19 protein-coding genes are annotated in these 22,703 nt (G+C 71.2%); 4 read left to right on the forward strand and 15 right to left on the reverse strand.

The genetic code is table 11. From position 1 onward, the window contains the following. Complete coding sequence (gene betA / locus ABZ860_RS11280; protein ID WP_357218300.1) at nt 1-1,635, reverse strand: choline dehydrogenase; 1,635 nt, start codon at nt 1,633-1,635, stop codon at nt 1-3. An 80-nt stretch (nt 1,636-1,715) separates the two neighbouring features. On the opposite strand from betA, the gene ABZ860_RS11285 reads away from it, so the two are divergent. Further along, nucleotides 1,716-2,507 carry an IclR family transcriptional regulator gene (locus ABZ860_RS11285; protein WP_357218783.1) on the forward strand — a complete coding sequence of 264 codons (792 nt, stop codon included), beginning with the start codon at nt 1,716-1,718 and terminating at the stop codon, nt 2,505-2,507. A gap of 57 nt (nt 2,508-2,564) precedes the next feature. Here ABZ860_RS11285 and ABZ860_RS11290 read toward each other — a convergent pair whose 3' ends face one another. The 6 genes from ABZ860_RS11290 to ABZ860_RS11315 form a co-directional block, all read right to left on the reverse strand. Further along, nucleotides 2,565-3,731, reverse strand: coding sequence for an FAD-dependent oxidoreductase (locus ABZ860_RS11290; protein WP_357218302.1), 1,167 nt, complete (start codon nt 3,729-3,731; stop codon nt 2,565-2,567). Nucleotides 3,732-3,749: 18 nt separating this feature from the next. Further along, nucleotides 3,750-4,097, reverse strand: a complete 348-nt coding sequence (locus tag ABZ860_RS11295) for a bifunctional 3-phenylpropionate/cinnamic acid dioxygenase ferredoxin subunit (protein WP_142621266.1) — start codon at nt 4,095-4,097, stop codon at nt 3,750-3,752. Between the two features lie 273 nt (nt 4,098-4,370). Beyond that, nucleotides 4,371-4,715, reverse strand: a complete 345-nt coding sequence (locus ABZ860_RS11300; RefSeq protein WP_079315940.1) for an SPW repeat protein — start codon at nt 4,713-4,715, stop codon at nt 4,371-4,373. A gap of 135 nt (nt 4,716-4,850) precedes the next feature. After that, nucleotides 4,851-5,672, reverse strand: a complete 822-nt coding sequence (locus tag ABZ860_RS11305) for an amidohydrolase family protein (RefSeq protein ID WP_357218305.1) — start codon at nt 5,670-5,672, stop codon at nt 4,851-4,853. Between the two features lie 129 nt (nt 5,673-5,801). After that, entirely contained in the window at nt 5,802-8,249 is a 2,448-nt protein-coding gene (locus tag ABZ860_RS11310; RefSeq protein ID WP_357218307.1) for a M14 family zinc carboxypeptidase, read from the reverse strand. A 223-nt stretch (nt 8,250-8,472) separates the two neighbouring features. Beyond that, nucleotides 8,473-9,135 carry an SDR family oxidoreductase gene (locus tag ABZ860_RS11315; protein ID WP_357218310.1) on the reverse strand — a complete coding sequence of 221 codons (663 nt, stop codon included), beginning with the start codon at nt 9,133-9,135 and terminating at the stop codon, nt 8,473-8,475. Between the two features lie 149 nt (nt 9,136-9,284). Here ABZ860_RS11315 and ABZ860_RS11320 point away from each other — a divergent pair, with 149 nt between their 5' ends. Both ABZ860_RS11320 and ABZ860_RS11325 read left to right on the forward strand, forming a co-directional pair. Further along, a complete protein-coding gene (locus ABZ860_RS11320; protein WP_357218312.1) occupies nt 9,285-10,052 on the forward strand; it encodes a hypothetical protein in 768 nt (255 codons plus the stop codon). A gap of 226 nt (nt 10,053-10,278) precedes the next feature. Beyond that, nucleotides 10,279-10,743, forward strand: coding sequence for a hypothetical protein (locus ABZ860_RS11325; protein WP_357218315.1), 465 nt, complete (start codon nt 10,279-10,281; stop codon nt 10,741-10,743). A 106-nt stretch (nt 10,744-10,849) separates the two neighbouring features. Here the strand turns inward: ABZ860_RS11325 and ABZ860_RS11330 are convergent, their stop codons facing one another. Beyond that, on the reverse strand, nt 10,850-11,896 hold the full coding sequence (locus ABZ860_RS11330) for an aldo/keto reductase (protein WP_357218318.1): 1,047 nt from the start codon (nt 11,894-11,896) through the stop codon (nt 10,850-10,852). Nucleotides 11,897-12,037: 141 nt separating this feature from the next. On the opposite strand from ABZ860_RS11330, the gene ABZ860_RS11335 reads away from it, so the two are divergent. Beyond that, nucleotides 12,038-12,724 (forward strand): TetR/AcrR family transcriptional regulator, encoded by a 687-nt coding sequence (locus ABZ860_RS11335; protein ID WP_357218320.1) that lies wholly within the window; start codon nt 12,038-12,040, stop codon nt 12,722-12,724. A 70-nt stretch (nt 12,725-12,794) separates the two neighbouring features. Here ABZ860_RS11335 and ABZ860_RS11340 read toward each other — a convergent pair whose 3' ends face one another. The 7 genes from ABZ860_RS11340 to ABZ860_RS11370 all read right to left on the reverse strand — a co-directional run bounded on the left by ABZ860_RS11340 (nt 12,795) and on the right by ABZ860_RS11370 (nt 22,637). Next, a complete protein-coding gene (locus ABZ860_RS11340; protein ID WP_357218322.1) occupies nt 12,795-16,463 on the reverse strand; it encodes a DUF87 domain-containing protein in 3,669 nt (1,222 codons plus the stop codon). Continuing rightward, nucleotides 16,460-17,191: a hypothetical protein gene (locus ABZ860_RS11345; protein WP_357218325.1), complete on the reverse strand. Its 732-nt coding sequence runs from the start codon at nt 17,189-17,191 to the stop codon at nt 16,460-16,462. Before ABZ860_RS11345 ends, ABZ860_RS11340 begins: the two co-directional genes overlap by 4 nt. Next, nucleotides 17,184-18,326, reverse strand: a complete 1,143-nt coding sequence (locus ABZ860_RS11350; RefSeq protein WP_357218328.1) for a DUF559 domain-containing protein — start codon at nt 18,324-18,326, stop codon at nt 17,184-17,186. Before ABZ860_RS11350 ends, ABZ860_RS11345 begins: the two co-directional genes overlap by 8 nt. A 102-nt stretch (nt 18,327-18,428) precedes the next feature. Further along, a complete protein-coding gene (locus tag ABZ860_RS11355) occupies nt 18,429-19,433 on the reverse strand; it encodes a hypothetical protein (RefSeq protein ID WP_357218330.1) in 1,005 nt (334 codons plus the stop codon). After that, nucleotides 19,430-19,924, reverse strand: coding sequence for a sigma-70 family RNA polymerase sigma factor (locus tag ABZ860_RS11360; protein ID WP_357218332.1), 495 nt, complete (start codon nt 19,922-19,924; stop codon nt 19,430-19,432). Before ABZ860_RS11360 ends, ABZ860_RS11355 begins: the two co-directional genes overlap by 4 nt. Before the next feature lie 58 nt (nt 19,925-19,982). Then, on the reverse strand, nt 19,983-20,726 hold the full coding sequence (locus ABZ860_RS11365; RefSeq protein ID WP_357218335.1) for a hypothetical protein: 744 nt from the start codon (nt 20,724-20,726) through the stop codon (nt 19,983-19,985). 141 nt (nt 20,727-20,867) lie between these two features. Next, a complete protein-coding gene (locus ABZ860_RS11370; RefSeq protein WP_357218338.1) occupies nt 20,868-22,637 on the reverse strand; it encodes a 5'-nucleotidase C-terminal domain-containing protein in 1,770 nt (589 codons plus the stop codon). Between the last annotated feature and the right edge of the window lie 66 nt (nt 22,638-22,703).

Raw genomic sequence — 22,703 nt, forward strand, 5'->3', positions numbered from 1 at the left:
TCAGGCGTCCTTCCTGTGCCGGTAGAACTCCACCGGCTCGGGGGCCAGGGGAGTGTTACCGAGGATCAGGTCGGCCGCCTTCTCCGCGACCATCATCACCGGCGCGTAGATGTTGCCGTTGGTGACGTACGGCATGACCGAGGCGTCCACGACCCGCAGGCCCTCCAGGCCGTGCACCCCCATGGTCAGCGGGTCTACCACGGACATCTCGTCCACGCCCATCTTCGCGGTGCAGGAGGGGTGCAGGGCGGTCTCGCCGTCCTTCGCCACCCAGTCGAGGATCTGCTCGTCGGTCTCGACCTCCAGGCCGGGGGACAGCTCGCCGCCGTTGAACCCGTCCATGGCGGGCTGGTTGAGGATGTCGCGGGCCACCCGTACGGCTTCGACCCACTCGCGGCGGTCCTGCTCGGTGGACAGGTAGTTGAACCGCAGCGCGGGCTTCACCCGGGGGTCGGCACTCTTGATCTTCACCGAGCCGCGGGCGTCGGAGTACATCGGCCCGATGTGCACCTGGTAGCCGTGCCCGCCGGCCGGGGCCGAGCCGTCGTAGCGCACGGCGACGGGCAGGAAGTGGAACATCAGGTTGGGGTAGTCGACGTCCTCGTTGCCGCGCACGAAGCCGCCGGCCTCGAAGTGGTTGGTCGCGCCCGGCCCGGAGCGCAGAAACAGCCACTGGGCGCCGACCAACGGCCGGTTGCGCCACTTCATCGCGGGCTGCATCGACACCGGCTGCTTGCAGGCGTACTGGATGTAGACCTCCAGGTGGTCCTGGAGGTTCTCGCCGACGCCGGGCAGGTCGTGGACCACGTCGACGCCGTGCGCCTTCAGATGGTCGGCGTCGCCCACGCCCGACAGCTGCAGGAGCTGCGGGGAGTTGATCGCGCCGCCGCAGAGGATGACCTCCCCGGCCCGCACCCGCTTGCCGTCGAACTCGACGCCGACCGCGCGCTTGCCCTCGAACAGGATCTTCGTGACGAACGCGCGGGTCTTGACTGTCAGGTTCGGGCGGTTCATCACCGGGTGGAGGTAGGCCCGGGCGGCCGACAGGCGGCGCCCGCGGCGCAGGTTGCGGTCGAACGGCGCGAAGCCCTCCTGGCGGTAGCCGTTCACGTCGTCGGTCAGCGGGTAGCCCGCCTGCTGCACGGCCTCGAAGAAGGCCTTGAACAGCGGATTCCTGGCCGGGCCCCGTTCCAGCACCAGCGGCCCCTCGTGCCCGCGCATCGGGTCCGACGCGTCGGCGGCCAGGCAGTTCTCCATGCGCTTGAAGTACGGCAGGCAGTGCGCGAAGTCCCAGGTCTCCATGCCCGGATCGGCGCCCCAGCGCTCGTAGTCCATGGGGTTGCCGCGCTGGAAGATCATGCCGTTGATGCTGCTCGACCCGCCGAGCACCTTCCCCCGGGCGTGGTAGATCCGCCGGCCGTGCATGTGCGGCTCGGGCTCGGACTCGTACTTCCAGTCGTAGAACCGGCTGCCGATGGGGAACATCAGCGCGGCGGGCATGTGGATGAACACGTCCCACAGGTAGTCGGGACGGCCCGCCTCCAGCACGAGCACGCGGTTCGAGGGGTCGGCCGACAGCCGGTTCGCGAGAGCGCTCCCCGCCGATCCACCACCGACGATGACAAAGTCATACATGTCCGCCTCCCGGGCAGGATGATATTGATATGCGCAATAGAGTGCAGCATTCGCAACGTCACGCGCCGGACCCCGATCTCGTGGGGGCCGACGAGGCCGTCGCGCGGTCCGAGGGGAGCGGCGGCGTCCAGTCGGTGGACCGGGCCGTGACGATCCTGGAGATCCTCTCCCAGCGCGGCGAGGCCGGCGTGAGCGAGGTCGCCGCGGAGATCGGCGTCCACAAGTCCACCGCGTTCCGGCTCCTCGGCGCCCTTGAGGCGCGCGGCCTGGCGGAGCAGGCCGAGGACCGCGGCAAGTATCGCCTCGGCTTCGGCATCGTCCGGCTCGCCGCCGGGGTGGCCGCGCGGCTCGACCTCGTCCAGCAGAGCCGCCCGGTGTGCCGGCGGCTCGCCGAGGAGATCGGCGAGACCGTCAACATCGCCGTCGCACGGTCGCACTACGCCATCAACCTCGACCAGGTGCGCGGCCAGGCGGCCGTGACCGCGCACAACTGGGTCGGCCAGCCCACCCCCCTGCACGCCACGTCGAGCGGCAAGGTCCTGCTCGCCCACCTCGACGAGCGGCGCCGCGAGCGGCTCATCGCCGCCGCCGGGCTCGAGCGCTTCACCCCGGCCACGGTGACCGACGCCGCCGAACTGCGGCGGCAGCTCGACGAGGCGCTGCGGCGGGGCTACGCGGTCACCGTGGAGGAGTACGAGATCGGGCTGAACGCCATCGCCGCGCCCATCCGCTCCCACGAGGGCGAGGTGGTGGCGGCCGTCAGCGCCTCCGGCCCGGCCTACCGGTTCAGCGAGGAGCGCATGCGCGAGCTCGCGCCCGTGCTCGTCGCGGGCGCCGCCGACATCAGCCACCGTCTCGGCCACGCCGGGTGACCGGGGCCGTCGCACGCGGTGCGACGCAATGACGTCCCCGGCGGGACGCGACGGCGCTCATCGCGCCCCGGCGGGCTCGTTCACGCGGCGCCGCCACCGGGTGAACGAGCGCGGCTGGTCGACGCCGAGCACCGCGACGGTGCGGCCCTCCCGCCGGTAGACGGCGAGGAAGCGGCGGGACGCGAGGTCGCCCTCCTCGACGCTCACCTCGTCTCCCGGCAGCGTGTGCCCGGCGAACTGCACGCGCATGCCGTACTGGTCGGACCACAGGTAGGGCGGCGCGAGGGCGTCCGGCACGGCGACGCCGCCGGACAGCAGCGTCCGCGCGGCCGTCTCGGGACGCCGCGCCGCGCCGGTCCAGTGCTCCACGCGCAGGTGGGCGCCGAGGGCGGGGTCGAACCAGGCGGCGCAGTCGCCGACCGCGACGACTCCAGGCACGCTCGTCGCGCCGCCGGTGTCGCAGACGACGCCGTCGCCGACCTTCACCCCGCTGCCGTCGAGCCAGTCCACCGCCGGCCGTGCGCCGATGCCGACGAGCACCACGTCGGCGTCCAGACGGCGCCCGTCCTCGAGCAGCACCCCGTCGACGCGGCCCTCGCCCGTCAGGCCCCGTACGGCGGCGCCGCAGATCAGGCGCACCCCGTGGTCCTCGTGCAGCCCGGCGAGCGCGGTGCCCATCTCGGGCCCGAGCGCGCGGGCGAACGGCACGGGCGCCGCCTCGACGATCGTCACGTCGAGCCCGAGCGCGCGGGCGACGCAGGCGACCTCGGCGCCGATGAAGCCCGCCCCGATCACCACGAGCCGCCGGGCGGCGTCGAGATCGGCACGCAGGGCCGCCGCGTCCTCGATCGTGCGCAGCGTGTGCACGCCGGCGAGGTCGCCCCCGAGGGTGCGGGCGACCGCGCCGGTGGCGATCACCACGCCGTCGGCCTCGACCGCGGAGCCGTCGGCGAGCGCGATCCGTAGTGGCGGGCCCTGTTCCAGCCCGGTGGCGGCCATGCCCAGGCGCCACTCGGCGTCGAGGTCCTCGCCGTCGCCTTCCAAGGCGAGGTCCGTCGTCGTCATCCGGCCGGCGAGGAACTCCTTGGACAGCGGGGGCCGGTCGTAGGGGCGGTGCGGTTCGGCCCCGACGATCGTCAGGCGCCCGCCGAAGCCCTGGGCGCGCAGCGCGCGGGCCGCCGACAGCCCGGCGAGCGACGCGCCGACGATGGCGACGGATTTCACGGCACCCCTCACGGTGTCTCAGGCCGACCCGGTGCGGACGCCGGGCGGGAGGTTCGGCGGCAGGTCCGACGGCACGACGTAGACGGTCTCGTCCTGGACGACCACCTGGTGGGTGCGCACCGGCAGCTTCGCGGGAGGGGCGTCCACCCGGCCCGTGCGCAGGTCGAAGCGCGACGCGTGCAGGGGGCACTCCACCTCGCACCCTTCCAGCCACCCGTCCGCGAGCGAGGCGTCCTGGTGCGTACAGGTGTCGTCCACCGCGTACAGTTCGCCGTCCTCGGTGTGAAAGACGGCGATCGGGGGATCTGTCTCGATTCGGAGGGCCTCGCCCCTGGGCAGGGCGGCGAGGGGGCACGCAGGAATCATGCGAGGGTTCCCAGTTTCGTAAAGTGGAACAGTAAGCGCTATACGCAACAGATTGAGTGGAGACCGCGCCAAAGTCAAGGGGCGACAAATCGCCTACAGGGTGATAAGCGCGACTCTGGTCCAGGCGCAGGTGAGTGCCCTGTTCACCGCTCCTGCCGCCCGCTCCTGCCGACCGCGAGGACCGGAAAGGCCGGAAAGGCGTACGGCCCCGCCGCCGGTCGCCGGGAGGGGCGACGGGCGGCAGGGCCGTACGTGATGTGGGGCGGGTAGGGGTCAGGCGGCGACGGTCGTGCGGCCGCGCACCTGCAGGACGGTCAGCAGGCCGACGACGACGGTGACGGCGCCGGTGATCCAGGCGGTCCACGCCGAGGCGGAGTCGCCGTCGAAGCCGAACGCCCAGGGGGAGACGAACAGCAGGGCGCCGAACGCCGCGGTCACCCAGGAGCTGGCGCCGCCCGCGCCCAGGATGGACCACAGAGCGGAGACGACGAGCAGGGCGCCGAGAACGAGCAGTGGCTGCGTGGCCGCCTGGGCGTCGGCCCAGAAGAACGGTGCGAGCACAGCGACCAGCCCGGCGACGAGGGCGACGATGTCGGACAACGATCTCGTGAGATCCATCCGTGCCTCCGTACGGGGGAGAGGTGACCTATGATCCGACGGTCTGCCTGATTGACCGCCCGGTCAACAATCCGCTACGTCAGGATTTCCTAACCCTCCGTCATCTTCGCCCGGGAAGTGATGGGAAACGACGGATCAGGGCAGCCGGTAGCGCCTGCGGGCGTTGGCGGCGAAGAGCTTGTGCCGATCCTCGCTCCCAAAAGCGGACGTGATCGTGCGATAGGCCCCGATCACGTCGGCGTAGGTGCCGGCCACGCTGTCCACCGGGAAGTTGCTGCCGAAGAAGCAGCGGTCGACGCCGAAGAGTTCGAGGCAGGTCTCGACCCAGGGGCGGAGGCGATCGGGATCTGTGGTCCCGAGGGCCATGCCGAGCCCGGAGATCTTGCAGTCGACGTTGCCGAACCCGGCCAGGGAGGCGACGGCCTTGCGCCACTGCCGGAACCGCTCGGGCTCCTCGCCGTCCGGCCATCCGGCGTGCTCCAGGACGAAGGTCGTGCCGGGCGACTTCTCGATGGCGGGAAGATACGAACTCACATCGGCCGGGCGGGTCACGAGGTCGAAGACCCAGTCGTTGCCGGCGAGGAACCGGAAGAGCCGCAAGGCCGTGTCCGCGGCGGGGTCGAAACCGGAGAAGACGCGAACACCCCGGAACGCAGGGCTCTCCGCCTGGGCTAGCAGGCTTTCCTCGATCTCGTCCCACGAGGCCGCCGGGTCGATCGTGCCGATGACTGCGGAGGGGAATCCGGTCTCGCCGCGCAGCCGGTCGAGCCACCGGGCCTCGTCGACGACCGACCGCGGAGACGACACGGCGGAGACGTGGACGTGCCCGGCGCTCGGGGGGAAGTCCTCCGGGAGGACATCCCGGTAGATGGACCGGGACCGCAGCGCGGGATACCAGTCGTTCACACTGGGCCGCCAATAGTGGACGTGCGCGTCCACTAATTCCGAATCGGACATGCGGGCAACCTAGGAACCACCGGGCCTTCGGTTCAAGCGTTATCTCCGGCAGCGTAAAGCCCGTTGGGCGATGGGACCCGCGACGGCAATGCGGGGTCTCCTGCCGGGAGACCCCGCACGCCGCGCGGGTCAGCGCGAGTCGCCGACCTCGACGGTCTCCTTGTTGTAGTTCCTGCCGTCGCCGTCCGGCTTGTAGTTCTTCTCGACGTTGCCTGCGAGGTCCATGGCGAACCAGTGCACCTCGGTGGTCTTGTCGATCGAGATCTTCGCGGCGCCCTCACGCATGCCCGAAGAGGTCAGCTTGGGCGAGCTCAGCGTCGGCCGGCTGCCGTCGAGGGTGTAGTAGACGTTCGCCGGCTCGTCCACGGTGAAGGTGAACGTCGTCGACGTGCCGGTCCTGCCGGTCACCACGAGCGTCGAATCGGGCCGCTGCTTGTCCTTGTCATAGGCGCGGGCGACCTCGAGGATGCCGATCTGGCCGTTGGAGAACTCCATCGCCTCCTCGTGGCCCTCGTCGAACGGAGGCTGGAAGCCGACCGCGGTGTACTGCTTGGTCGCCTGGTCGTAGACGTCGGCGCCGACCTCGAAGTCCCAGCCGATGATGCCCTTGTTGTACCAGAACTCGTCGGCGCTGTTGCCGGCCGCCGAGTACAGCACGTCGACCACCGGGCCGGTGCGTCCCGGCCAGATCGCCGTCCCGCGCCAGCCCTGGACCGCGGACAGGATGTGGGTGGAGGCGTTCCAGAAGTACTCCTCCGTGCCGAGGTCGGTCCGCGGCAGCGTCTCCCGTCCTGCGGTCTTGTACGCCCCCGGAGGCCACATGAAGTAGCCGCCGTAGGAGTGGGTGTTCATCGCGAACTTGATGTTGGGGAACTTCTCCGTGAGCCACACCTCGTTGCGCGTCTCCGGCTCCGACAGCTCCGCGGGCCCGGCGAAGGTGTCGCTGGTGCAGGTGGTCGAGCCGCCGTTGTATCCGTCGCGGACGCTGCCCACCGAGAAGTTGCGGTTGAGGTCGACGCCCCAGGAGTTGCGCCGTCCCGGGTCCGCCGCGTCGGCCGCGCAGTAGTTGACCATGTTCCTGCGCTGCATGTTGTAGTCGTACATCGAGTAGTGGGCGCCGTCGGGGTTGATCGTCGGCACGACGAAGATGTCGAGATCGTCCACCAGCTTCCTGGTGTCCGGGTCCTGCGCGTAGTTGCGCAGCAGCCGCTCGGCGGTCTCCACACAGGTGATCGGGGTCACCCACTCGCGGGCGTGCTCCTGGCAGTAGAGGAACACGCCGGTCTTCGAGCCGTTCCTGCTCTTGCCGATGCGCAGCGCCTTCATCTGGAACGGCTGGCGCGAGACGTTCGCCGGCGCCTTCAGGCCGTCGGTCAGCTTCGTCGCCGGGGCCGCCGCCACCACACCGGTGCCCGTGCTGGTCCGGTAGAGGCTCGCGGTCAGCAGCGCGGAAGCGGCGGAGCTGCCGCTCAGCGCGGCGACGACCTGGGAGGCCGTGCTGGTGACCGCGCCGGAGGCGTCCGTGGCCAGGTTGACCACGACGTCCTTGCCGCTGACGGCGACGGACAGCGGGGCCGAGGCGGTCCCGGGGTTCACCAGCGCGACGCTGACGTCGTTGCCGCCCTCGCTGCCGTACGCCTTGGACGTCACGTAGAACGTGCTCGCCAGCGCGCTCCCCGAGCCCGTGCCGAACTGCGCCTGCGCCTGACGGCGGTAGCCGTTCGTCTTGTACGGGAGGTCGATGATCTCCGAGATCTTCGGGAACTCCTTGGACAGCGCCACGATCCGGCCGGTGATCTCGGTGGGGTCCATGTAGTGGTCGACGAAGTCCTGCACGTAGTGCTTGCCCGGCGCCTTGCGCGGCTCGCCCAGCCACTTCGTCACCGGCACGGTGATCGAGCCGCCCCGGTTGCTGGTGACGGTGACCGTGGTGGGGGCCTGCGTGATCGGCAGCGGCGAGTTGAACCGGTGGTACATGTACTGCCCGGCGTCGGTGAAGCGGGACATCGTCGCCGTGCCGCCGGAGTCGGGGGCGGTGCCGGGGCCGCTGTCCCAGGTGGCGGTGAGCACGGTCTGGGCGTCCGTCGCGCTCGTCTTCACCTCCACCGACAGGAAGCGCTGATCGTCGAGGCTGGTGAACCACTCGGCGCGCAGCGGGGTCAGCGTGTCGGTCGCCGCGGCGTCGGCGGACGCGGCCGCGAGGGCCTGGCGCCGCGCGGCCTGGTTCTCCGCGAAGTCGCTCTGGTCGGAGATGGCGTCGCGCACGTCGAAGCCCTGGTCGCGCAGGCTCCGCGCCTCGTCGGGGCTGAGCACGGCGTGCACCTCGATGCCGCCGTCGACGGGCTTGCTGTACTCCGCCAGGTCGACGCCCAGGGCGGCAAGCCTGTCCACGCCCGACCGATCGGCGACGACGACGCGCATCAGCGCGACGCCGTTCTGCGCGGTGCTGGACGGCCGGTCGGGCGGGACGGGATCGGAAGAGGGATCGGCGAGCGCCGGGAGGGCGTTCAGGGTGATCGCCAGGGGGAGTGCGAGCGCGGCGGCGTAGCGTCGCGCCCTCCGGGGAGAGCTCCTCATCGAGTTTCCTCCATCTGGCGTGCCTTCCGGGGAGGGGGGTCAGCCCGGAGTGGATCACGCGATGTCGAGGGAAGTCTTTGCCACCCCGAAAACGTCGTCAAGGCGCACGAACCCCCCAAATCTGGGATTTTTCCGCAATGAGATGACTTGGTGCCCAATTGGGTATTTAGCGCCTCTTGTCAGGTAGGGCCGATATGAGTACCGGTCCGGACGACTCGGCCTATCACCGCATCAGCACGAGACGTACGGCCTCGGCGATGGGCACGCCCCCGCCGATGAGTTCGAGGACGCGATGCCGCGTCTCCGGAGCGTCGATCAGCGCCGCGATCACGGCGGCGACGTCGTCGCGCGGCACCGCCCCGGAGGGGAGCGGCGGGTCGGCCAGCGTCACCAGGCCGGTCCCCGGCCCGTCGGTGAGCCGCCCCGGCCGCAGGATCGTCCAGTCGAGCGGGCGGGCGCGCAGGTCCTCCTCGGCCGCCGTCTTCGCGGTGATGTAGGCGGCCCAGACCTCGTCGCTCCCCGGCGCGGGCGGCGATCCCGCGCCCATCGAGGAGATCTGGATGAAGCGGGACACACCGGCCCGTTCGGCCGCGCCGGCGAGCAGCACCGAGGCGCCCTGGTCCACCGTGAACTTGCGCGCGGCGCCGCTGCCTGGCCCCGCCCCGGCGGCGAAGACGACGGCTCCGGCGCCCAGCAGGATCTCGGCCACCTTCTCCGGCCTGGTCCGCTCCAGGTCGCACAGCACCGCCTCGGCGCCGGCCGCCTCCACGTCCGCGACCTGATCGGGGTTGCGGATCAGCCCGACCGGCGCGTCGCCCCGCCCGCTCAGCAGGCGTGCCAGCCGAAGGGCGATCTTCCCGTGTCCGCCCGCGATCACCACGCGCATGCGCTCACCTCCGCGCCGATCCTGCCACGACCCGTCCCGGCGACCGGGGCAGGCCGCGCCGTCACTTGCCGGTCTTCGCTGGTCACTCGATTACTTCTTGTGATAGTCATGTCACTACAAGTAATCAGCAAAGTGTCTGTGGAGATGTCATGCTCATGGGCGTACTCGCGGTCGCGGCGGCCGTCGGGCTGGTGGCCGTGGCGGCCCTTCTGTTCCGCGCGCTGGGCCGCGGCGCCGACGATCGCGACCCCGGCGGCGCGTCCGCCGGTCATGCCGGGTCGATGCTCTCCTCGCTGTTCCTGCTCGTGTTCGCCATCGCGATCGTCGTGCCGTGGACCTCGGCCGACTCGGCGCGGCAGAACACCTACTCGGAGACCCAGGCGCTCGTGGAGGCCTACTGGGCCGCCGCGCCGCTCCCCGTCCCCGACGCCGCCCAGGTGCGCGAGGGACTGCGCGAGTACGCGAGATACGTCATCGAGGACGAGTGGCCGCAGATGGCGGGCGGACGCCTCGGCACCGAGGGGACGGCGCGGCTGGAGGCGCTGCGTGCCCGCGTGACCGAACTGCCGGTCACGACCGACGAGGCGCGCGACGCCAAGGACGCCGTGCTGGAGCGGATGGCGGACCTGTTCGCGGCCCGCCGGCAGCGCGCCGCCGACACGGACACCGCGCTGCCTCCGGGCGTCATGCTGCTGACGGTCCTCACGGGCGCCCTCGTCGTCGTCTTCCCGTTCCTGGCCGGGGCCCGGCCCCGGGGGCTCACGCTCGTGCCGCTGACGGCGATGGCGATCCTGCTCGGTGTCGGCGTCTACCTCGCCTGGAACATCTCCCATCCCTTCAGCGGCGGCCTGGCGGTGAAGCCCGACGCGTTCGTGAGCGCCCTGCACGAGTTCCAGCGGATCCCCGAGGGCCGCTGACATGGGCAGGACGGCGGGCCCGCGCGTGGCCGTCGCGCTCGTCCGCGCCGGTGCGGCGCTGAGCCGTGCCGCATCGAGCCGTGCCGCATCGAGCCGTGCCGCATCGAGCCGTGCCGCATTGAGCCGTGCTGCACTGAGCTGGGTCTCGCTGAGCTGTGCCGCACTGATCTGTGCCGCACTGGTTTGGGCCGCACTGGTTTGGGCCACGCCGGCCGCCGGGCTTCCCGTGCCGGCCTCCGCGGCCGCCGGCGCGTCTGTCGCGGCCGACGATCCGGACGGACCGGGCCTGCGGGTCGGCGTCTGCGTCGACGTCGACGTGATCGTCGACCTGCACGCCGAGGTCGGCATCGGACGCCCCGGCTGCATGCCGCCGACGCCCGTGCCGCCGCCCGCGCCCTCCCCGGAGCCGCCGCCCCCGCACTCTCCGGCGCCGGCTCCCGAGAAACCCGCACCTGCGCCCCGGCACTTTCCGCATCGGGCGGCGGCCGCGCCCCGGCCGCCCGCGGCGGTGCCGTCGCCCCGCCCTCGCACGACGCCGCGGCCCACCCCGTCGCGGTCACCGGTCGCCCGTGTGCCGGCCATGCGCGCGATCGCGCCCGTACGGCACCGCAACCCGCTGGGGACGCTCACGGTCGTCGTGGTCCTGTCGGTGGCGATCGCCGCCGCCGGTGCCGCCGCCTTCCGCCGGTAGGAGAAGACGGGCGGCGGCGCCGGGCCGGATCACACCTGGCCGTCCGGCGACGAGGAGACGGCCCGCTCGGGCTGTGCGGGAGCGGGCCGCGAGCGTGGTGCGTCCCTCATCCCCGGATCGTGCCGGAAGGGGGATCGACGAGTGCGGCGCCGAACACCCACGGCGAGGTCTGGGCGATGAAGTCGGCGGGAAATCCGAGGGTGAACCCGGTGGCGTCCTCCAGGCGCGTGCGCATCTCAGGGGGGAGGGCGAGGCCGGCGGCGGCGAGATTGTCCCCGAGCTGATCGGTGGAGCGCGCCCCGACGATCGGATGGACGGCGGGAGAGCGGCTCATCGTCCACGCGATAGCGACCTGTGCCGGGGTCGCGCCGAGCTCGTCGGCGGCCTCCTGCACGGCCCGGGCGACGGCGTGGTCGCGGGCCGAGAGCGACTCGGCCTTCAGCCGTGCCGTGGGCACGGCCCCGTCCGGGCGGGTGTCCCCGCCGGGCAGCGTGTACTTGCCGGACAGCACCCCGCCGCCGAGCGGGCTCCACGCCGTGACGCCGAGCCCGAGGGACTCGGCCATGGGGAGCAACTCCCTCTCGATGTCTCGTTGCAGCAGGCTGTACGGCACCTGCAGGCCGACGAAGGGACTCCAGCCCCGCCACTCGGCGAGGGTGTTGGCGCGGGCCACGACCCAGGCGGGGGCGTCGGAGATTCCCACATAGAGCACCTTGCCGGCCCGGACGGCGTCGTCCAGCGCGTGCATCGTCTCCTCGATCGGCGTGTCACGGTCCCACATGTGCACCCAGTAGAGATCGAGGTAGTCCGTGCGCAGCCGGCGCAGGCTGGTCTCCAAAGACGCCCGGAGGTTCTTCCTGTGATTTCCTCCGGCGTTCGGGTCGGAGCGGTCGCGGGAGACGGTGTACTTCGTGCCGAGGACGAAGGACTCGCGCCGGCCCTCGAGCAGCTCGCCGAGGATCTCCTCGCTGGCCCCGTCGCGGTAGTTGACGGCCGTGTCGATCATGTTGCCGCCGGCCTCGGCGTACAGGTCGAGCATTCGCCGGCACTCCGCCGGCGGCGCGCCGACCCCGCCCTGCTCGCCGAAGGTCATCGCGCCCAGGATCAGTTCGGACACCCGTAGACCGCTCGTGCCTAAGGTGCGGTACCTCATGCCGTGGCCGATCCGCAGAGCGGGGCCGCGGCCAGGGGGGCGGAATGAATGGCTGATCGCGTCATAGGAGTCACCATACATACTGTCTGGACATCGTGTCTGTATGAAATGTCCGTACAGCATGTCGGTATCCTGCGGGTCATGTCTTCGAAGCGCGAGGCACAGCCGGCCCGTAGATCGACCGCGGAGCCGGCGTCCACCGGACTGCGGGAGCGGATCCTGTCCGCGACCCGGGAGCTGCTGCGGGAGCGCCGCTTCGACACCCTCAGCGTCGCCGACATCATCACCGCCGCCGAGGTCTCCCGGGCCAGCTTCTACTTCTACTTTCCGAGCAGGCAGGCCGTGCTCGGCGAGCTGGTGCGCGACGCCGTGATGCGGGGACAGCGGGCCGCGGACCCCTGGATCGGTGGGCTGCAGGACCCCGTCGCCGCGCTGCGTGCGGGGGTGCGCGACGGCGCCCGGCTGTGGCGCGACAACGCGGGCGTCCTCATGGCGATCGTGGAGAGCCAGGGCTCCGACGAGGGTCTGCGAGCCCTCTGGCTGGAGCAGATGAACCTGTTCACCGACGCCGCCGCTGCCCGTATCGAGTCCGACCCGCAGGCCCGCGAGCGGCTTGGGGAGATGGACGTGCGCGCGGTCGCCGCGTCGCTGACCTGGATGGGCGAACGGCTCTACTACCTGGCCGCGGCCGGTGTCCCTCCGTTCGACGACGAGGAGGTCCTCGTCGACGTCCTCACCAACGCCTGGACATCGATCCTCTACGGCCGGCCGGTCACCCCGCCCAGCCGGATTCCGGGAGCGGAGCAGCGGGGAGGCCCCGCGGACTGATCACCGGCCCTCGGCGTCTCGGGAAGCGGAGCCGGCGCGGCGCCCGAGGGCGAGCGCCGGCTCCGCGCTTTCAGGACCGGTTCGCCCGGGCCACGACCTCCTCGCTCGTCAGGGGGCTGCTGGGGTGGTGGCTCAGGCACAGCGGCGTACGGACCTTCGTGAACGACCCGCCCTCGAACGCCGCGTAGAACTGGCCGGACCGCAGCCGTGCCACGTCGGGGACGTCGCCGCCCTTCGCCCTGGCCAGCTCTCGCGCGGCCGTGATCTGGGCCGGCGCGTTGAGCAGGCCGAAGAACTGGGTGGCGGCGTTGCCCGTGATCCGGTTGTGCAGGCCCTTGGGCGCCTGGGTGGCGAACACCAGGCCGAGGCCATACTTGCGGGCCTGTGCGGCGAGGGCGAGCGTGCTCTGAGTGCACACGGTCGCCGTTCCCGACGGTGCGAACGTCTGGGCCTCGTCCATCACGAACAGCCCGCCGAGCGGCCGGTCTCCGGCGGGATGCCGCTTGATCCAGGAGAACAGCGCCATCTGCAGTTGGTTGACGAAGCCCTGCCGCTGGGCGTCGGAGGCCATGCCGGTGAGGCTGATCACCGAGACGCGGGCCCGCTTCCCCTCCGGCGGCGTCAGCAGGACGCCCGGATCGACAGGCGTCCCGGTCCCCGCGAACAGGGGATCGCTGATCGTCTCCGCCCTCAGGTGCTGGGCCATCTCGGTCGCGAGCCTGGCCGCGCCTTCGAGACTGCTCACGCCGTCGGGAAGGTCGTCGAGCAGGGCGATCAGGCCGCCCAGTCCCGTGCCGCCGCGCCGTCCGTAGTGGGCGACGGCCTCGCGCAGCACCGCCTGACCCAGATGGGCCTTGGACGTCTTGGCCTCCAGCTTCGCCCTGGGCACGAGCGCGGCGAGAGCGGCGTCCACCGCCTCGGCGAACTCGTCAGGGTCGTCGGCGACGCTGCCGAAGTCGGGCAGCGGCTGGAAGCTCAGCGGGCGTCCCGACTCCTTGCGCGGCGTCCAGACGACCACGTCGGTGTGCGCCAGGTAGTCGTCGGCCCTTGCCGCATCACCCTCGCCCCACTCGGCCGGTGGCTCCGGCCACCGGTCGCCGAGCCGCGCGAGATCGTTGTTCGCGTCGAGGACGATCGCCGAGACCCCCTGAAGGGCGCACTCCTCCACCAGGCGGCGGATCAGCACCGTCTTGCCGGAGCCCGAGCCGGCGAAGATCGCCATGTGCTTGCGCAGGGTCTCCAGCGGGATGCGCACCGGCCGGTCGTCCGAGGTCGCCGCCCCGATCGTCAGGTACGGCGCCGCCGGGGCCTCGTCCGCCGGCAGCGGGTTGCGGGGGCGAGGAACGGCCGCCTCGGCTGCCGGCATTTCCGCGAAGGACACCTCGAACGGTGTCTCCACTGCCGGCGTCCCCGCGAACGGCGTCTCCGCGACCGGCGTCTCTGCGACCGGTATCTCCAGAACCGGTATCTCCACGGCGGCCACCTCCACGGCCGGTATCTCCGTGGACGGTGCTTCGACCGGCGACGCCTCGGGGGCGGGCAGCGGCGGCCAGACCTGCAGATCGGGAACGGCCGAGCCGACGCCCAGGCCGCGGGGAAGCGCGATGCTCATACCGGCGCGTTCCGGCTCACCGTCGACGGCCGGTGACGGCGCGGTGTCGGTTCCCGGGGACGGCGCGGTCTCGGCGGCGGGGGACGGCGAGGCATCGGGGCCCGGGGACGGCGGGGTGTCAGGGCCCGGGGAAGGCATGTCGCCGGAGACGGGGGACGGCGCACCGTACACCGGCAGCGGCGCGAGCCGTGGCACGGCCTCCCGCTGGAGCAGACGCCGGTCCGGATTGGCGGTGTGCCGGGGGCGGTCCGGCGACCGGACCGGCCGCGACGACCTCCCGTTCCCGGCGCCGGACACGCGCGGAACGGGCGCGTCGCTCAGTGCCTCGGCGAACAGCTTCACCTCGCTCGTCGGCTTGCGGGAGACGAGCCATGCCTGGAGGTCCGCCGGGTTTTCGACCAGCAGGGTGCGAAGCGCCGAGAAGATCCTCAGGTCGTCCTCCTCGATCTGGAGGACACGGCCGCCCGCCTGCTCGAAGGCGGCCAGGGTCTCCTGCGTCACCGGTCCCTTGGCCCAGCTCTGATTCCTGAGCACGAAGAGCCTGCGGGCGGGGATCCGCTCGTCGAGACCGGCCGCCGTGGACGCGGCCTTCAGCCGGTTGAGCGCGGCGACGTGATGGGACGCGGAGATGGCCCGGAAGCACCAGTGGGCCTCGTTCTCCGTCGCCTCGTCCAGGGTCCGGCGCAGGCGGGCGTGCAGGGGCGGCTTCGTGCTCGGGGGAGGGTCCTGGGTGAACAGGCGCCCGTCCTCGCCCTGCTCGGCGATCCAGGCGGACAGCCCGGCCGACAGCAGCCCCGGCATCACGACGTCCTCCGTGATGGGGTCCAGCGCCTCCGCCACGTCCGCCCGCTGCCGCAGCTCCGCGAACCGCCTGTCGAGCTCGCCGAAGTCGGGTTCCGGCTCCGGTGGCGGAGAGGGGGAGACGACCTTGACGGGCTGGGAGCCGGTCAACCGTTCCAGCTCCGTGACCTGTCCGCTCGCCAGGCACGACCGCACATGCGTGTCGATCCGGATGAGCAACTGGCGAGGCGTGTACTGGTTCGCCTCCTCGAACGCCTCCGGCTTCACCGGCCAGGTCGGATACGGCGGCGTGAACCCGGCCGCGCCGTACTGCGCGCCGAACCGCTTCTCGATCAACGCCCGGCCCGTCTCCGCGTCCGGGATGTTGTCGAGTGACAGGGTCTCCCGGAAGCGATCCTGCACCGTGTCGGTGGCTTTCGTGCGGATGAGCTCCCATGTCACCGGAAGGCACGAAAGCACGGTCAGCGTCCGGCGGGTCACCTCACGAAGGGTCAGCAGGCCACCCGCGATCTGTTCGACGACCGCCGCCTGCTGCCAGCTGTCCTTGGTGTTGTCCGTCATGGAAATGGACGACTGCGCGATCAGAACGTCGATCTGGTCCACCGCGATGACGGAAGGCCCTGTCAGCGCCATGAGGCGGGACATGTCCCTGACGATCTCCTGCGGCGATTTCGCGATCGTGGTGAAGCCCCAGTCGGCCCGCTCGCCCGGCTCTCCTTCCAGTGCGGACGCGAGGTAGGCATCGCCCACGTCCTGCGCGGACAGGTCGCGGGACGCGCGCAGGACGAGCGCTCTCACAACGTCCTGGGCGTCCCTGCCGACGTTCCGGTCGTACATTCGAAGGGCGCGCACGAAGACGTCCATGTCCTGACGCGAGAGCGGAGCCTCGCCGATCACGGACTGCCTGGCATCTTCCGGTACCTCGGCCAGCAGGCAGAGCCGCCATAAGAGCTCCTTGAGCTGGGTCCCCGATCCAGGTATGGGACGGGAAAGACTGTCCAGCATGGAGAGCAGCACGCTCTCCCAGAAGCTCCGGGCATCGAGCAGACTGACCAGGAAGAAGTAGCCGTCCTCCTCGTGCACCTTCTGACGGACCCAACCGAGCAGGTGTGTTTTACCCGCGCCTCGCTGCCCCTCGATCACGATGCCGATGGGACTCGCGTCGGTGCTCTCCTCGGCCTCGATGAAGCCATGAAGGACGGCCTGTGCGGCATGCCGGTGCAGACTTCCGACGTGGAACGGCAGCGGGCGCCACACGTCGTCCGGGACCTTGGCGTAGTTGAACCTCAGTGCCGCCAGAGCATCCAGTTCCTTGGCCGTCATCATGCTCCGATCCGAATGCGATGCTTGGGCTGGTCCCCGATCACCACCGCCGCGTCACGGTCCGCGTGCGTGAGGGTTTTCTGGTTCTCCCAGGGCACGAGGCGCACGTCGGGAAGGCCGATCATGTGACGGAGGACGGCGTCGACCTCGTCCCTGGGGGCGCCGCCGAGCAGCGGACGCAGCCGGGTCAGGCTGACCCAGGCGTTCGGCTTGTCGGCGAGCTGCGCGTACGCCTTGCGGATCATCGTCTCGATGTCGTCGGACGCGGGCTCGGGCTCTTTCGCGGCCGGCGTCTCCACGATCGCGATCGGTGCTGCCGCCGCCTCGGAGACGGACGGCCGGTCGACCGGTGCCTCGGTGGTCGCCGGGGAAAGGTCCTCCTCCCGCCCGAAGATCTCGGCGAGGCTGTTCTCGCTCCGGGCGATGTGGCGCTGGAGGTTGCCGACGAGGGCCTTGACCGCCGCCGCGGCGAAACCGGTGCCCGGCGCGCTGATGCCGTCCCGGGCGAGCTCCGAAGCGTGGTGCCAGCCCTTGTCGGTCAGCACGTGACTGAAAGAGCGTCCCGTTCTGCGGCTGGCGACGAACTTGCCCTCGTTGAGGGTGGTTCGCTCCTTGCCCGTGATGGTGACGCCGTACTTTTCCTTGAGCTCGGGATTGGACATCTCCCGGTCCTCCGCCATCAGGATCAGGAGGGCGCAGGTCGCGGAGAAGGACAAGGGTTTGTCAGGCATGGAGTGACCCTTCGAGCGTTCCATAGCGGCACTGGTGGAGGAAGCGCTCCAACTCGGCGAGCACGGTGCCGAGGCGTTCCAGCACCTGCTCGTTGGTGAAGCGGCGGACGGCGTAGCCGTCCCGGCGCAGGCGCAGGTCGCGCTGTCTGTCCGCGGCGAGGCGGAGCGGCCCGAGATGCTCGGGGCCGTCGATCTCGACCACGCATCGCTCGGCACGCCAGAGCAGGTCGACGCGGATCGGGTTGGTGAGCGGTCCTGAGGCGTGGAGCTGGTTCCACTCGCGGCCCGCCGCCCAGGCGCACGGCGACAGCGCCGCCTCCAACCGCCGCTCGGCGGTGCTGGCGGGGTGCGGCGCGCCGGCGAGAGGCGGGAAGGCGAGCGCCGGCAGCGCAGGCTCGTCGGCGTCGCCGGACGCGATCTCGCGGGCGAGTGCCGCCACCTCCTCGGGGATCGGGGCGTCGACGGTCTCGATCCGGTCGACGAAGCGCGGCGGCGGCCCGGTGAGCCAGACGCCGAACCCGCCGTGGTGGGCCAGCCATTCGCAGGCCGCGACCAGCGCCTCCTCGGCGGCGGGCGAGAGCCCGGAGGGAACCCGTACGAGGATCGCGGCCTCCTGCCGCCCGTAGGCCGAGCGGAGCACCCGGGCCAGCCCGGCGGCACGGATCTCGGGCGGGAAGCCTCCCCGGGCCTCGCCGCCCAGGGCGCGTTCCGCCAGGTGGGCGAGGAAGGGCGCGAAGTGCCCGCCGGCGGAGCCCGCACGCAGGGCGAGGGCGCGGACGGCCGGGACGGCCGCACCGCCGGATCCGGTGATGCCGTCCGCCCCGGGCAGCCAGGCGGGGAACATCGCCAGCGCGGCGGACTCCAGCTCCCCCAGCACGTCGGCGACCACGTCCGCGGGGGTCCCGGCCGGGCGGGGGACGTAGGTGACCAGCGCGGGGGCGTCGGCCGGCAGGGGGTCGACCGCCAGCGCGACGGCGTCCGGGTCGCCGTGCAGGCGCACGTCCCCGCCCGCGTGCAGATGCACGTCTCCGCCTGCGTGCAGGTGCACGTCTCCGCCTGCGTGCAGGTGCACGTCTCCGCCTGCGTGCAGGTGCACGACCCGGCCCGTGGGAAGCTCCCTCCACGAGCGCGCCACGCCGTCCCCGCCTGTCGTTGAAGATCCAACAATCTCGACCCGGCAGAGGGTATCGGGCAGTGGCAGGACCATGCACGAAATCCGGAATTTCCGGTTCGTGGCCTACGGTCGGTCGCCGATCTCGTCGGTCCAGCCCGAGGTCTCGTACACGGTCTTCTCGCCCTTGCGCGCGCCTGGGTACACGGCGCGCCCGGCGCGCCTTTCCTCCCTGTCCGGGCCGTTGTACTCCTCCGCGAGCAGGCGCGCCCCCGACTCGTCGACGATCAGGCGGTTCACGCCGTCGGCGGAGACGACCGCGGTGCCGGGACGGCCGATCGGGTCGACGACGCCGCGCTCCAGCCAGAGGCCCGGCTGGTCGGCGAGAATCCGCAGCATCGCGGCCCGGGTGGCCGGAGTGGTCGGGGAGGAGAGCACCAACCGTGTCATCCGGAACGCGAAGTCCGCGTACGGCTCGTCGCGCCGATGGGCGTCGAGCCAGCGGCGCAGGCCCTCGACCTCCCGGGGGAGCCGCCAGAGGTCGTCCTGGGACAGGTCCTCGCCGCCGATGCCGAACAGCAGCTTCATCCTGAAGTCCCGCGTCCTGGGCGTGGGCTTCGCCGTCCGGGCGCTCTCGCCCGCGACGACCTCGGTGTCCGGGCCGGTCGTCATGCGGCCCCGGCCGGTGACGCCGTCGTACCAGGTCTCGGTGGTGGAGACGAGGATCCGGCCCGACGGCCGCGGCTGGTAGGTCCGCTGCCGGCTGTACCAGAAGCGGCCCGCCTTCCCGTCCGCGCGGGCGGCGTTGTCCGCGCCCGCCAGGAGGAACGACCGCGCGTCGAGCGTCACGACGGGCGTCGCGCGGCTCGGCGGCGCGGAGGCGACGCGGCTCCCCGCCGGCTCGTCCGCCGTGTGCGGCGCCGCGACACCGGCCACGACGGCCGGGACCGCCACCGCGGCGAACCCGGCCGCCGCCGCACCCACGAGCACCAGCCGGGCCCGTACGGACGAGGGCCGGCGGGCGGGAAGGTCGGCGAAGACCCGTGCGAGGTCGGCCTCGCGGCGGCGGTGGTAGGTCTCGTCGAGAAGGTCGTCGGGCCGCAGGGCGCGGATCAGTTCGTCGGTGTTCATCGCATCTGCTCCTGAAGGACCGTCTGAGGGGGATTGAGCATGCCCGCCAGACGCCGGCGGGCACGGTGGAGACGGACGGCGAACGTGCGCGCCGAGCATCCGACGACCTTCGCCGCCTCGGCGGGGCCGAGGCCGTACCAGCTCGTGAGGATCAGGGCCTCCGCGTCGGCACCGGAAAGGCGGGTGAGGGCGTCGAGCGCCGCCTGCCGCTCGCTGATCTGGTCGGCCACGTCCCCTTCCGGGGGCGACGTGACCGGCCGCAGCTGCCGCATGTCGAGGTGGCGTTGCTTGCGCAGCAGGTTGCGGGTGACGGCGAGGAGCCACGGCAGGGGGTGCTCCGGCACGTGGGCGAGCCGTCGCCAGGCGATCAGGAACGTCTCGCTCGCGATGTCCTCGGCCGACTGCCGTTCGGCGCGGAGCAGCGCGTACCCGAGCACGTTCCGGTAATGCCGGTCGTACAGCTCGGTGAAGCGTTCTTCGGGGTCTTCCATACCCAGTAGTTCCACTTCGGAGCCCCCGATTACAGGGCGCGGCGGGAAATCTCGCGGACTACGCCGTCTCGGATCTGATCAGGCGGAGGAACGCCTTGATGCCCGACAGGACCTCCTGGTTGTCGGTGAGACGGCTGAGGGAGTCCTCGAATCTCCTGCCGACGGCGTCGAGCCGGCGGTCGAGGTCGTCCGCGCGCGCCGTGGCCGCGTGGAACCCGGCACGCGTCTCCGAGCCGAGAGCGTCGAGGCGCTCGGCCAGTTCGGCGGCCCGTGCCTCGGACTCCTCGGTTCGCTCCTCCAGCGCTTTGACACGCTCGACGAGCGTGACGACGTCCTCACGGGGATACCGGACCTCCTCCAGCAGGGTGGTCATCCGGTTGCGCAGGTGGGAGAACCACGCTCCGGCGGGCCTGAAGAACGTGGCGAGCAGATAGAAGACGACGAAGTAGTAGCCGACCGTTTCGCCGGAGAAGTAGGTGACGACCGCGAGCAGGGCGGCCGACAGCAGGTGGGCGACGACGGCCGCCCGGCGCATGCGCACCGCGATGCGGCGGGCCTCCGCCTCGCGCTCCGGCGAGACCTCCACCCCGCGCTCGCGGCTGACCCGTATCTCGTGGATCAGGGCGTGAGCCTGGAAATACAGGTTCCACGGCACCGTCAGGAGCACGATCAGCCAGAGCAGGCACAGGGCTCCGAAGCCGAGCGAGACGACCACCCGCAGCGGCACGTCCACCACGTAGACCAGGACGATTCCCGCGATCGTGGAGACGATCGCGAGAAGGACGATCCCGCTTCTGCTCACGGCCACCCTTTCCCTCGGCGTTCTGACACGTCAGTGTCGCCGCAGGACCGGCGCGCGGGCATGAGCGGGATCACCCGGATCGTCTGAGTACGACCGCTCAGAAGGAAGGGGGCGGCCCGGGACGCGGACCACCCCCGTCCGTCACTTCTCGAAGACGGGAACCCCGTCGCGGACGAGCTTCCAGTTCGCCTCGGCGAACGTCGCCGGGTCGATGGTGCCGGTCGCGGCGGCGTACTCGATCAGCGCCTGGCGGATCTCCACCTGGGCGTTGTAGACCACCGGGGCGGTCGAGACGTGCGGGAAGCCGCCGCCGCCCGACTGGCGGTAGTTGTTGATGGCCACGACGAACTGCTGGCCGGCGGTGACGGGCTTGCCCTGGTAGGACAGGCCGGTGATGCGCTGGCCGACCGGCTTGGAGATGTCGATGTCGTACGTCACGCCGGAGAGCTGGTCGTAGTTGTAGTCGGGCGTGCCGCCGGCGTTGGTGAGCGTGCCGAGGTCGATCGGCGCGCCCGGGGCGACCTGGGCGAAGTACTTCGCCGAGTACTCCAGGAAGTCCTTGATCTGGGCGCCGTTCAGCTTGATGCCGAGCAGCGTGTTGTCGTAGACGTACAGTCCGGCCATGTCGCGGACGCTGACCGGCCCGGCCGGGAACACGGCGGTGCGGCTGAACGGCGCGGCGATCGACAGCACGGGCAGCGACGCGTCGGCGGTGCCGGCGATGGCCTTGCTGACGAGGTCGGTCTGGACCTTCTGGATGTAGTCGAGGATCGGCGTGTCCTTGTACGGCGACTCGGCCGCCGACAGCTCCCGGGTGGACTGCGCGATGACCTTGTTGACGTAGCCGACGGTCTTGTCGTGCTGCTCCTTCATGAGCGCGACGATCTTCGGGTCCTCGGCCACGGCGTTGGTGTTGAGCGTGGTGGACGACTTGCCGGTCACCGTCCACTTCCCGCGCTGCTTGGCGAGGGTGAAGTCGACGACGCTGAGGCGCTGGCCCCACTTGCTGGGCTCGGTCAGCAGCACCTGCTGCCCGGTCACCTTGTTGGTGACGAAGCGCTGCGGCACGTCGTTGTGCGCGTGGCCGAACAGGACGGCGTCGACGCCGGGCACCTGCTCGGCGACCATGGCGGCGGCGTTCTCCACCGGCAGGTCGGAGCCGTAGGACGACAGGCCGTTGTCGCCCGCGTGGGCGGTCACCAGGACCACGTCGGCGCCGAGGCCGCGGATGACCGGCACCCACTTCTTGGCGGTCTCGACGAGGTCGAGGAACTTCAGCTTGCCGTCGACGTTCGCCTTGTCCCAGATCGCGACGCCGGGGTTGGTGAGGCCGAGCACGCCCACCTTGATCGGCTTTTCGCCCTCGACCTTCATGGTCTTCATGACGAACGGCCGGTAGGCCGGAAGGCCGGTCGTGGCCGAGACGGCGTTCGCGCCGAGGACCGGCGCCTTCATCTGCTTGACCCATGCGCCGAGCAGCGGCAGGCCGTAGTTGAACTCGTGGTTGCCCAGCGTCACGGCGTCGTACCCGATGGCGTTCATGGCCTTGGCCATGGGGTGGACCTCGCCGGTCGAGGTGATCGGCTCGACCTTGGCGTAGTAGTAGTCCAGCGGCGTGCCCTGAAGGGTGTCACCGGAGTCGAAAAGCAGGGTGTGGTCGGCGCCGCGGTCGGCCCTGATCTGCGACACCATCGTCGAGATCTTCGCCAGGCCCACGTCGTTGTGCGCGCTGTCGTCGTACTCCGCGTTCTTGTAGTAGTCCCAGTTGAGCGCGTTTCCGTGGATGTCGGAGCTGGCCATGACGGTGATCTTGACCGTGTGGCTCGGGGCCGCGGTGGCGGGGGTGCCGGGCAGGAGGAGACCGAGGGCCACGACGCCGGCGCCCGCGGTCAGCCTGATCGCTGAACTCATGCTGCGTGACGATAGTGATGCCCAATTACCAAGTGGTCACGAAGTCCTTAACCGGACATGTCGCTA

Source organism: Microbispora sp. NPDC046973 (assembly GCF_040644495.1).
In the GTDB taxonomy this organism is placed as follows: domain Bacteria; phylum Actinomycetota; class Actinomycetes; order Streptosporangiales; family Streptosporangiaceae; genus Microbispora.